Annotated in this window: 10 protein-coding genes; 3 read left to right on the top strand and 7 right to left on the bottom strand. The window is 49.8% G+C overall.

Going from position 1 to position 10,328, the window contains the following annotated elements:
* The 3 genes from PHU49_09970 to PHU49_09960 all read left to right on the top strand — a co-directional run.
* A partial coding sequence (locus PHU49_09970; GenBank protein MDD5244332.1) for a helix-turn-helix domain-containing protein occupies positions 1-213 on the top strand: 213 nt, incomplete at its 5' end.
* Between the two features lie 280 nt (positions 214-493).
* Entirely contained in the window at positions 494-1,639 is a 1,146-nt protein-coding gene (locus tag PHU49_09965) for an acyl-CoA dehydrogenase family protein (GenBank protein MDD5244331.1), read from the top strand.
* Positions 1,640-2,037: 398 nt separating this feature from the next.
* Positions 2,038-3,582, top strand: coding sequence for a long-chain-fatty-acid--CoA ligase (locus PHU49_09960; GenBank protein MDD5244330.1), 1,545 nt, complete (start codon positions 2,038-2,040; stop codon positions 3,580-3,582).
* A 96-nt stretch (positions 3,583-3,678) separates the two neighbouring features.
* On the opposite strand, the gene PHU49_09955 is transcribed toward PHU49_09960, so the two are convergent.
* The 7 genes from PHU49_09955 to PHU49_09925 form a co-directional block, all read right to left on the bottom strand.
* Entirely contained in the window at positions 3,679-4,131 is a 453-nt protein-coding gene (locus PHU49_09955) for an SRPBCC domain-containing protein (protein MDD5244329.1), read from the bottom strand.
* A 49-nt stretch (positions 4,132-4,180) separates the two neighbouring features.
* Positions 4,181-4,408, bottom strand: a complete 228-nt coding sequence (locus PHU49_09950) for a hypothetical protein (protein MDD5244328.1) — start codon at positions 4,406-4,408, stop codon at positions 4,181-4,183.
* Positions 4,409-4,422: 14 nt separating this feature from the next.
* Positions 4,423-6,744, bottom strand: coding sequence for a xanthine dehydrogenase family protein molybdopterin-binding subunit (locus PHU49_09945; GenBank protein ID MDD5244327.1), 2,322 nt, complete (start codon positions 6,742-6,744; stop codon positions 4,423-4,425).
* Complete coding sequence (locus PHU49_09940; GenBank protein ID MDD5244326.1) at positions 6,741-7,226, bottom strand: (2Fe-2S)-binding protein; 486 nt, start codon at positions 7,224-7,226, stop codon at positions 6,741-6,743. Before PHU49_09940 ends, PHU49_09945 begins: the two co-directional genes overlap by 4 nt.
* Before the next feature lie 21 nt (positions 7,227-7,247).
* Positions 7,248-8,114 (bottom strand): xanthine dehydrogenase family protein subunit M, encoded by an 867-nt coding sequence (locus PHU49_09935; GenBank protein ID MDD5244325.1) that lies wholly within the window; start codon positions 8,112-8,114, stop codon positions 7,248-7,250.
* Entirely contained in the window at positions 8,111-8,404 is a 294-nt protein-coding gene (locus PHU49_09930; GenBank protein MDD5244324.1) for a hypothetical protein, read from the bottom strand. Before PHU49_09930 ends, PHU49_09935 begins: the two co-directional genes overlap by 4 nt.
* 426 nt (positions 8,405-8,830) lie before the next feature.
* Positions 8,831-10,328: FAD-binding oxidoreductase (locus tag PHU49_09925; GenBank protein ID MDD5244323.1), on the bottom strand; the 1,498-nt coding region annotated here is incomplete at its 5' end.

The following is a 10,328-nucleotide window of genomic DNA, read 5'->3' as shown; positions in this document are numbered from 1 at the left end:
GAAGACCTGCCGCAGACCATGATGGAAAATCACCTCGATAATACTCAAAATGAGAAAATTCCATTACAGGGCGAAGCCCTTGATCTCAGGAAGGTTGAAAGAGAACACATCAGGCGGGTACTGAAGTTCGCGCGAGGGAATAAAAGTAAGGCCGCCCGGCTTCTGGGCATAAGCCGGAAAAAGCTTTATCAGAGGATGGAGGGTGATGGTTAGGCCCTCGGGAACACACGCGTGTATTTTCAACACAGTTGTTTCTTTTATCCACCGCTAAAGGCAGTCGACAGCAGATAGCTATCAGCCGTCAGCACACAGCAGTCAGCCGAAACAAAAAAGCTTTTAGGCTGATAGTTGAAAGCTGACCGCTGATAGCTGAATACGATATACGATATACGGCATACGCATATGGCATGACAATTGCTTTTACAGTTGCTTAATGCCCGGCCTTCGTGAAATTCGGACGGCAGAAGCGGACATATACTCTGGAGGTTTATAGATGGAGCTCACATCGGAACAAAAAGACATAGTAAAGGCGGCACGGGAGTTTGCGGAAGGGGAATTCAGGGACAGGGCAAAGGAGTTTGACGAGAAAGAGGAGTTTGACCTCGCAATAGCAAAACGTGCCTGCGAGAACGGTTTTATAGGCACATTTATTAAAGAAGAGTATGGGGGAGCCGGCCTCGGCTTTTTTGAACACTCCCTCATAACCGAGCAATTCTGGCGCGTCGATCCCGGGTGCGGCCAGAGCATTGGCTCCTGGAGCTTCGGTTCGGAAATGGTGCAGGCCTTCGGGACGGAAGAGCAAAAACAAAAATACCTGCCCCTGATCCCCACGGGGGAGAAGATGATCGCCTTTGCCATTACCGAGCCGGATGCAGGCAGTGATGTGACCATGCTCACGACCAGGGCGGAAAGAAAGGGCGATAAATACGTTATCAACGGGTCAAAGATGTTCATTACAAACGGCTGCCTCGCTGATTTTATGCTCATTTATGTCATCACCAATCCGAACGAGAAGGACCCTCATAAGAGGGCCAGTATCATATTGGCGGATACCTCCACGCCGGGCTATGAGGCCACAAAGATACACGGCAAGATGGGTATCAGGGCCTCAAACACGGCTGAACTGAGTCTCAGTAATATGGAGGTGCCCGTAGAGAACCTTATCGGACAGGAAGGGCGAGGCTTTTACCAGCTCATGGACTTCTTCAACAAGACGCGGAACCACGTGGCAGCCCAGGGTGTCGGCGTGTCTCAGGGGGCGCTTGAGATGGCAATATCTCATGTAAAAAAGAGAAAGGCCTTTGGAGGAACCCTTGCCAGACTTCAGGGCGTCCAGTTCAAGATCGCCGAGATGGCAACAAGGATAGAGGCGGCGCGCGGCCTCTACTGGAGATCGGCCTGGCTTCTCGATCACGGGAAGCTCGATCCGGCCCTGATCTCAATGGCCAAATGGTTTGCCGGAGAGACAGCCGTCTATGTTACGAACGAAGCGCTGCAGCTTCACGGCGGATATGGGTACATCGCAGAGTACGATATCCAGAGGTTTTACAGAGATGCAAAGATCGTGGAGATCTATGAAGGATCTAAAGAGGTTGAAAAGGCGGTTATAGCGAACGAACTCCTGAAGAGAGTCTTTTAGCTTAATGTTTATATATACGGAAGCGCTCCCATTTTTCTATTTATTCATCGAAGCTCGTTCCTCATAAAAAGACAGGGACGTATCCATATGATACAGATTGTATCCAAAACGCACATCGGCATCCCATATTCCATCCGGGGTACTTCCTCATTGTCACAGATCGAATCGCCACGGGTACTTTGGCTATGATGCTACCCACCCGGAAGAAATCCTTGCTTTAATTAAAAAAGGGGGCATGGTAAAATATACTGCTGTTCGGGGAAAAGCATTCAAATTGTAAAAACAGCCACAAAGGTTTGAACAGGGATCACCATCAAGAGGTTATCATCAACGGTTTCCAGGGGGGCGACCGATGACGGGGTTTTTTAGAAAATATAAAACAAACAGGGGGTAAAAAAATGGTTTTCGGAGATATACTGATAAGGAATGCGAACAAGTTTCCCGGGAAAACGGCGATCGTTTCGGAAGATATACGGCTGACCTTCAAGGCGTTCAATGAAAGGGTGAATCGTCTGGCAAATTCGCTTTTGAAGAAGGGCCTGAACAAAGGCGACCGTATAGGCGTACTTGTACACAACTGCCATCAATTTATGGAGATATATTTTGCCGCGGCAAAGACCGGCGGCATCTTCTGCCCTTACAACAACCATCTGAAACAATGGGAGATGAAAGACATCATCGACTATTCGACGCCAAAATTCCTCCTTATTGACAGGGATTATGCTGAAATGATTTCGGCCCTTGAGCCCGAACTGAAATCTGTGGATTGTTACATATGCCTCCAGGGCGCTCAGTTGCCGGTTATGGAGGGCTACGAAGAGGTGCTTGCTGCCGGTCAGGCCACTGAGCCGGGGGTCCCGGTATCCGAAGACGATGTATTGAGCATTATCTTTACCGCCGGAACTACAGGAAGGGCAAAGGGCGCCATGAGAACACACAGGCACCTCGTATCCGACGCCGTGGCAAGCGTCATCGATCTGAGGGTTGAATACGACGAGAGGGTCGTGATCACTTTCCCCATGTATCATGTGGCATGCGAAGATAACATTGTACGCCATTCTTTTATGCCCAACACGTTCTATATCCGGCGTGAGGGAGGATTTGACCCGGTACAGGCGCTGGAATATATTGCAAAGGAAAAGATTACACGATGTCAAATGGTTCCCACGATGATCCATACCCTCCTCCAGGTACCGGATGTAAAAAGATTTGATCTGAGCAGCCTGCGGCTGATCTTGTACGCAGCTGCCCCTATGCCCGTAGAACTCCTGAAAAGGGCTATAGAGGTTTTTCCCTGTGGCTTTGCCCAATTGTATGGTCAGACCGAGAGCGGGCCCTTTACCACGTGCCTGAAACCTGAAGACCATATTATGGATGGTTCCGAGAAGAAAGTTGCCAGGCTGGCCTCTTCCGGAAAGCCTGTGCTCAATTACGAGATCAGGATCGTTGATGAGAATGATAATGATGTTCCCACTGGTGAAGTGGGCGAGATAATCGGCAGAAGCGATGCGATGATGAAAGGCTACTGGCAGATGCCCGAGGAAACGGCGGAGAAGCTGAGAAACGGCTGGCTCCATACGGGCGACCTCGGCAGGCTCGATGAAGACGGCTACGTGTATATCGTCGAGAGAAAAAACGACATGATCATTTCAGGCGGGATTAATGTGTATCCGCGGGAGATAGAGGAGATTCTGTATCAACATCCTGCGGTGTCGGAGGCATCGGTGATAGGGGTACCGGATGAACACTGGGGGGAGGTTGTGAAGGCCGTTGTTGTCCTGAAGGCAGGTGCCAGGGCTACAGAGGATGAGATCAAGGCATTCTGTGGCGAGCGGCTGGCAAGTTTCAAGAAACCCAAATCAGTGGAATTCTGGAAAGAACTGCCGAAGAGCCCCCAGGGAAAAATCCTGAAGAAGGAGATAAGAAAGGCCTTTAGCTCTTAGGGTAAACACAGGGGTCAAGGGTTCGAGGGTCCAAGCGAAAAAAAGGGCTTCCCGTTTGGAAGCCCTTAATACTTTGGTTTTAAAAAATTTTACTGCTTATACGATGGTTTTCAGCTTTTCCTGAAGGTTCTTTGTAAATGCCTTCTCTGTATCCTTTGCCTTTGCCCTCATGATCCTGTCGCCGAACATGGCAAGCTTCCCGACGATGTTCACATCCGACTTATAGGTAACCTCTACCTGGCCCGGTGACACTTCTTTCAGGTCCACAGTGGTCTTGCTCTTGAAGTGGCCAAGCTTTGTCATGTCTTCGCCTTCGCCTTCGATCTCCATATGGGTGGGCCGCTCGATTTTTGTAAGCTTGTTCACGAATTTCAGCTTTGCCGAGATGGGGCCGACCTTCTGTTTCACCACGCACTCATATGAGGTGTCATCAATCAGCCTCACCGACTCTGCGCCGGGCATACATGTCATGATGGTATCCGGCTTCAGCAAAAAATCAAACAATTTATCGATGGGTGCATTTAATGTAAATCCTCCCTCTATAATCATAAAATCCTCCTATGTATGGAATTGACCTTCCTTAACTTCCCCGTTATTTTTACAGCTTATCCTGTGCCTTTTCAATGACCTCGGCCAGCATTACATAGCTTTTATTTCCCGGTGTTGTGGCCTGTTCGATCATAAGATCGATGAATGTGAAACCCTGCGTTTTGCCTTGCTCGTCAACCCAGGCCTTATGTGGTTTATCGCCAGTTCCAAACATGTGCCGTGCGACTTGTAAACTGCTATTCCACTCTTTTTTACATACAGGACATTTAAAGTTCACAGTATCCCTCCTCTTTATTTTTTCCCTTTTTTCCCTTGCTCTTTTTCTTTCTTTTCTTTCAGGGCGTTCAGGATCATCTCAGGCCGTATGGGGTTTTCTTTCATCTGTATGCCAAAGCGGTGGAAAAGGGCATTGCCGATGGCCGCTGCGGTCGGGTTGGTAAGACCTTCGCCGGCCTCCTTTGCGCCGTACGGTCCCTCCGGTTCATAGGTATCGATCTCGGCAATATTCGCCGGGGGCATCTCTGTGGCCCTGATCATTTTGTAATCCACCAGGTTCGGGTTCATCAGCTTGCCGTCCTCATAGGGCATGTATTCAAGATACCCGTAACCGGCGGCCATGGAGAATGCGCCTTCGAGCTGACCGATGAGACCGAGATGGTTGATGGGCTGTCCGCAGTCGTGTGCTGTCATGCTGTCGACGAGCTTGATCTTGCCCGTTTCTTCATCAACTTCCACTTCAACTCCCTGGAGCATGTAGCTGTATGCCGGGGAGATCATGCCTTTTCTGTGAGGCGTATAGTAGCCCCTGCCGACGATCTTCTGGCCGTCTTTGCCGCGAATGGCCTTCTTTACCAGCTCACCGAAGTCGTAGCCCCTTTCCGGACGCGCGATAGCGTGTACCCATCGATCTTTTATATCCATGTCGTATACGATATTGTATCCCGATTGCGCGTAAGCAAACTCAAGAAGCTGTTTCTTTGCGTCCTCTGCCGCCATCTTTACTGCGTTGCCGGCCATAAGGGTCTGTCTGGAACCCCATGCGCCGAGATCGGGCGGACAGTAATCGGTATCGCCCGAGTGTACCTTGATATCCTCAACCCTGACACCCAGCGCCTCTGCGCAAATGATGGCAAGCGTGGTATTCGATCCCTGACCGATCTCCTGAGCGCCTACAAAGAGTTCCACGGTCCCATCCTGATTGATAGTCACCACTGCAGAGGAGAATGAGTAAGGGGTATCGAACCAGTTGAAGATACCGCCGGACATGAAGCCGCAGGCAGAGATGCCGATGGCCCTGTTCGCAGGCAATTTACCTTTATCCTTGATCCATTTCCGGATCTCGTCATAGCACTGGTCGATGCCGCAGCTTGCGATCGTCGCCTGCCCCGGCACTTCGTAGCCTTCATGGTGGGAATTCTTCCGTCTCATGTCGATCGGGTCGAGACCCAGATCAGCCGCAATCCACTCTATCTGCTGTTCCGAGCAGAACATGGCCTGCGGTGCTCCGAATCCGCGCATCGATGTCGACGGCAATGTATTTGTGTAGACCCTGTAGCCGTCATAGCGGTAGCCTTTCCACCTGTAAGGGAATGAATGGAAAAAACCTGTGAGATAAAGCGCTGTTGCGCCCATGCCCGTGTATGCACCGCCGTTGGTAAAGACCTTGGCTTCCCGCGCGCAGAAGGTACCGTCCTTTTTCACGCCGGTCCGTACATAATAGAACATGGGGGTCCTGCGTTTCGTGGCGATGAAGTCTTCTTCCCTCGTGAATACGATCTTGACGGGCCTGAAGAGTTTCTTAGAAAGCACGGCGCTGCAGAATATCGCCCCGTCAAGCTCGAACTTGCCGCCGAAGCCGCCGCCGACATACGTGGAGATGACGCGGATATCGCCCTCTCTCATGCCGAGCACTCCTGCCATAAGCCCCTGCATATAATACGGGGACTGGTTGGAGTGATATATGGTAAGTTTTCCATCAGGCGTGTAGCTGGACACTGCCGCACGGGTCTCCATGCACATGTGGGCCTGACCGCCGCACTTGAACCAGTCTTCCCGTATGTACTCTGCTTCCTCGAAGGCCTCCTCCACATCACCCCACTCGATATGCCGGGTAACGTTGATGTTCCGCTCAAAGCCTTCATGGATCTCCGGCGCCTCTTTCTTTATAGCGTCGAGGGGCTCAAAAACCCCGGGGAGCACCTCGTAGTCAACATCAATATAGTCAAGGGCCTTCTCCGCGATCTCTTCGGTTATTGCTGCCACTGCCGCAACAGGCTCGCCGATGTAGCGTACCTTATCGACAGGGAGCACCTGCTCATCGCAGAGGTCCTGGTAACGCCGCCAGATGCCCTGCTTGATGCCAAGGGTGTCCTCCTTGCCCGTCACAACGCCAATGACGCCGGGAAGCTCCATGGCCCTGCTGTAATCGATCTTCAGGATCTTCGCATGGGCATGCGGGCTTCTCAGTATCTTGCCGTAGAGCATGTTGGGCAGCTTCACGTCGAAGGTATAGGTCGCCCGGCCGGTTACTTTCGCCATACCGTCTATATTATGAATATGGGTGTTAATTACCTTAAATTCTGAATGTGGGTTGATTACGGTGTATTTGTTCATGATTTAACCTCCGCATATTTACCTTTTGCCGTCGCATCGATTGCCCGGACGATGCTGTTGTAACCGGTGCACCGGCAGATATTCCCTTCAATGCCTTCCCTTATCTCCCATTCGGTAGGAGCCGGGTTCTCGTTGAGCAATGCCTGTGCGGACATAATCATGCCGGGAGCACAAAAACCACACTGGTATGAACCATGATCAATGAATGCCTTCTGGATGGGCGCCAGCTTGCCGTTTTCTTCCAGCCCTTCAATGGTAGTTATCCGGGCGCCTTCGGCCTGCATTGCAAGCACAGAACATGACTTCACGGACATGCCGTCAATCATTACCGTACATGCACCACAGGATACGGTATCACAACCTCTCTTTGTCCCAATCAAGCCTATATGATCCCTTATTGCTTCCACCAGAAGTGTTTTCGGGTTTATGTATAACTCATACTCTTGTCCGTTTACCATGAGCCGTAACAATTGTTTTTCCATATACAAGACCTCCTTTCTCTATTAAGCCTTAGCTTCTTCAAAGGCTTTTTGCAGCATCCTCTTTGTAAGCACGCCCAGTATGTGCCTTCTGTTTTCCTCAGACGCATGGATGTCTGCAACGGGCTCACAGTCTTCCGATGCTATTTTACCTGCCTCGGCAAAAAGCTTCTCGTTGAGCGCCTTTCCAACCAACAACTCCTCAGCCCCTTTGATCCTCCTCGGTGTAGAGCCGGCATTGCCGAGGACAATCCTTGCGTCCTTGCATTTGCCGTTTCCGTTAAGCGTTACAGAGGCTGCTGCTGCTACTACTCCCATATCACTTTCGAGCAGGTTGAATTTCTGATATGCGGCGCCTGTTTTCGGTTCAGGGAGAGGTACCTGGATTTCCAGCACCAGTTCGCCTTTGTTTAATGCCGTTTCAAAGTAGTCCACAAAAAAATCTTCCAGAGGCATAGTTCTCTCGCCTGCTGCGCCGCCAAACTTTACGCCTGCTTTCAGTGCAATCAAAACCGGTGCAGGGTCTCCTGCAGGGTCGGCATGTGCGATGTTACCGCCGATGGTCCCCCAGTTTCTCACCTGGATTGATGCAAGCTTGTTCTCCATTGACACGAGTACGGGATAATTTTTCTTTATCACATCGGACTTTTCAATGGTGCGGTGTGTAGTGGTGGCGCCAATCCTCAAGCCCTCTTTCTTGTCAAATTTGATATAATTGAGTTCCTTGATGTGTTTGATGTCGAGCAGGTATTCCGGGGCGATCATTCCCTGTCTCATCACGATCAGCAAAGACTGACCTCCACATATTACCTTACAATCATCGTGCTCTGCATACATGGCAAACGCCTCTTTAAGCGTGCCAGGCTTCAGATAATTAAAATCGTTGATCATAGTCCTCTCCTTTCTGTTGATTCTTCTAATTCTTCCACTTCTACCAATTCCTCCACGTTACTTATCCACCTTGAGCTCTTTTGTATATCGTCAGGCATTCCGAACTTTTTGTCCTGAACATCATTATTGCCTTTATGATATTTGGACTTCAGTTCATCAATCTGTTCTGCGCCAAGTGAGACCCCATGATATTCCCTGGAAAAGCACATGTAAAAGTGTCTCCCTCTGTATATAGGGCATTCAGTGCAGGCCCCTTTCGAAATTGGACAGGTCATCTTCACTTTTGCCATTGACCATTACCCCGTACTTCTACATTTGCGTATAACTTTTGTATGTATTTTTGGTACGACGTTACTTCCCATGTCTTTAAATTATGGAAACGAGACATAATGAATGACCTTTTTTCTGGTATGTTCACTATTAAGAATTTCATAAAAATATTATCTTAACCTCTTTCTTTTGTCAAGAGATTTGTTAATGCTTTTTTTAGAATAATGTTCACTATAGTAAACATACCTATATGATAACAAAGGTCAGCGGCAACTGTCATGTACCCATAATAAAACCCCGATTCCGGAAAATCCGTTTTTTTGGATGGTTTCACAGGATTGGAGCTTCTATTCATGAACATAATTATATCATTTAAAACATACTTCGTAAAAAACCTGAGGACTTCCCTGCCTCCCGTGCATGGAATACCTCGTTAAAGCTGATATCTATGGCCATTCAGGCATAGGTAATTTCTTTGGGCTCTTCCAGTCCTTTATCGACTTCATCCACGGCGCACGATTTACAAACTCGTCATGAGCCAGAGGTACCGGCGGGTGGCAAACCCAGAGCGGATCGAATTCATCTTTTACTTTCAAGAGCCACTCATGATAGTTCGGCCCGTACATGGGACCCGTCAAGTAGAGCGGCTGAAGAGGCCCGAGAACAGCCGTATAGAAGCGTTCCCGTATATTCATCTTCGATGTCTCCACATAGTACTGGTCGACACCTGTCGTATCTTCGTCCTGATCCCAGTACACGAGGAATTCGGAATACCCCTGGTGGCCCAGCTCGAAGATCTGGAACCAGCCCGGATCAGCATAGTCCGGCATCAGGGGCGGCGTGTACTTCTTCTTCAGGTCAGCATAACTCTCCCCGTGGACCGTAGCCTGAGTGAGCGTGTCGATGACATAATCGACGGATATGTATGACCCGCACATCACCCACATCCCGGCAGAATCCGCATTCTTGATCCAGGATTCATCCAATGGTCTTGTCGGTCGCGGTATGCCGCCGACCTCTTTCATGATATCGTTCAGCACATTTTCATCATATTGCATCTGTTCTTCAGAGGTAAATCCTATGAGCAATACGCGGACGATATGGAAGTTTTTAATTGTATCTTCATTCTCCTTCCCCCACAACTGCCAGAACTCCTCCTTGGATTCCGCTTTGGCAATTGCCCGCCAGAAAAGGGGGACCTTTGTTACTGCCCCTGCGATCTCCGCCTTCCCTATCTCGTACATTGCCTTGATCTGTGCCTCCTTGTTCGGCACCTGGTAGTTGATCCATTTCACGCGTTTCTCAGGAAGCGCCAGTCCGGTGTTCGGTGAAATGCCCGTAGGCTCAAGCCGTTCCGGCTGAAAAGGAAGGGTCTTTATGGCCATCTTCGTAACGATCCCGAGACATCCCCTCAAACCCGTGTACCCTCTCAGGATGCCCCTTAGATCAGGGCCGGGTCCGTCGCCCCAGAAGGGATCGTCACCGAGGGCAAGTGATCCCGTCCTTACAATCTCCCCGTCCGGCAACACAAGCTCTGTTCCCAGTATACGTCTGTGAGGAAGGCCGATCCGGTGGCTTAAGGGAGACCAGCCGTCACCGATCAGATTGGCAATGGCCGATACATGCGCGCCACCCCCACCGACAACCACGTACGCGCCTCTCTTCATCGCCTCTTCCTGGATCGGTGAATATATAACGCCGGGGCCTACAACGATATAAAAGTGTTTCTCATCTATCTCAAAATGATTCAGCCGTTTCAGGCATATAAGCAGCTCATTTTTAACATGGCAATGTGAACGGGGACCATAAAAACCGGTGCTGTACGGGACATAAGGCACCTTATAGCGATTGCATATCTTCACAATCTTCTGTACCTCTTCCGTGGTCTTCGGCATGATAACGGCGCCAGGGATCGTGGTCATTACCCTTTCATATCCCAAACCA

This window comes from Syntrophorhabdaceae bacterium (assembly GCA_028713955.1).
Classification (GTDB): Bacteria; Desulfobacterota; Syntrophorhabdia; order Syntrophorhabdales; family Syntrophorhabdaceae; genus UBA5609.
The sequence above is the reverse complement of the archived record's forward strand: the minus strand, read 5'-3'. Positions and strand labels throughout refer to the sequence as shown.